The sequence below is a fragment of the Streptomyces sp. SID3343 genome (assembly GCF_009865215.1).
Taxonomy (GTDB): Bacteria; Actinomycetota; Actinomycetes; order Streptomycetales; family Streptomycetaceae; genus Embleya.
On record NZ_WWJX01001277.1, the window covers coordinates 1 to 1368 of the forward strand.

Here is a 1368-nt window from a genome sequence, read left to right on the forward strand (position 1 = left end):
TACGTGAGCGCGGCGACGACGGCGGTGACGAGGGCGGGCGGCAGGGTGCGGATGCGCATGGGAGGGCCTTCCGACGATGCGGGGGCGGGGCAGGGCGGGACGGTCCGGGGGTCCGCTTCCGGGCATGGCGTGTGGCGTGTGGCGCGTGGCCTCAAGGGTGCGGCATGGGCCCCCCAAAGGTCTAGACCAAAGAACGGTTGCCGGTCCGCCTGCGCGCCATCGCCGGGGGATGCCGGTGCTCGACCGGCCGACACTCACCCGTTCGGACCATGGATCGACGCGTCCACCCGAGTGAGGCCCGGCGGTGCTGCGCGGCGGATCGGCCCCGGCGCGTGAGCATGGGCGCGACGGCGCGATCAGCACGCCGGACCGGCGTGGTTAAGGAGTACGACGATGGACGAGCTGACGACGCGAGTCGACGGCCTGCTCGACGATCTGTGCGACGACCTGCGGCGGCTCTCCCGCATCCCCTCGATCGCGTTTCCCGGCTATCCGCACGAACCCGTACAACAGGCCCACGACCTGCTGGTCGACCTGCTTCGCGACGCCGGCGTCCGGGACATCGCGGCGCTGCGGCTGCCCGACACCGCGCCCGTGATCACCGGACACATCCCACCGCCGCACCCCGACGCGCCGACCGTACTCCTGTACGGCCACTACGACGTGCAACCCGCCGGCGACGAATCGCTGTGGACGACCGCGCCGTTCGAGCCGACCGACGTCGACGGCGCGATCCACGGGCGCGGGGTCGCGGACGACAAGTCGAACCTGATCGTGCACGTGGGCGCGCTGCGCGCGTTCGGGGGTCGCCCGCCGGTGGGGATCCGGATCGTCTTCGAGGGGCAGGAGGAGTACGGCAGCGACTTCGACGACTATCCGCAGGCCCACCCCGACGAGTTCACGTGCGACGCGATGGTGATCGCCGACATGGGCAACATCCGCCCGGGCACCGGCACGCTCACGGTCGCGCTGCGCGGTGTGGTCGAGGTCGTCGTCGAGGTCCGCACGCTCGAAGAGGCCAAGCACAGCGGCAACTTCGGCGGCGCGGCCCCCGACGCGCTGCTGGTCCTGCTGCACGCCCTGGCCGGCCTGCACGACGCCCGCGGCGACGTCGCGGTGCCCGGCCTGCGCCGCGAGGAGTGGACCGGTGGCGGTTGGAACGAGGAGGAGTTCCGCCGGCTCGCCGGGGTCCGCGAGGGCGTGCCGCTGATCGGCTCCGGCAGCCTGGGCTCGCGGCTGTGGTCGGGACCGGCGATCACCGTGATCGGCCTGGACGCGCCGTCCGTCGAGCACGCGGCGTCCGCCGTCGTGCCGTCCGCCCGGGCGAAGATCAACATGCGCTGCCACCCGGGCCAGGACCCCGAACAG

Annotated in this window: 1 protein-coding gene; it reads left to right on the top strand. The window is 73.0% G+C overall.

The window, feature by feature from the left end:
- Window positions 1–393: 393 nt before the first annotated feature.
- On the top strand, window positions 394–1368 hold a 975-nt coding region (locus GT354_RS40195), incomplete at its 3' end, for a M20/M25/M40 family metallo-hydrolase (protein WP_161361426.1).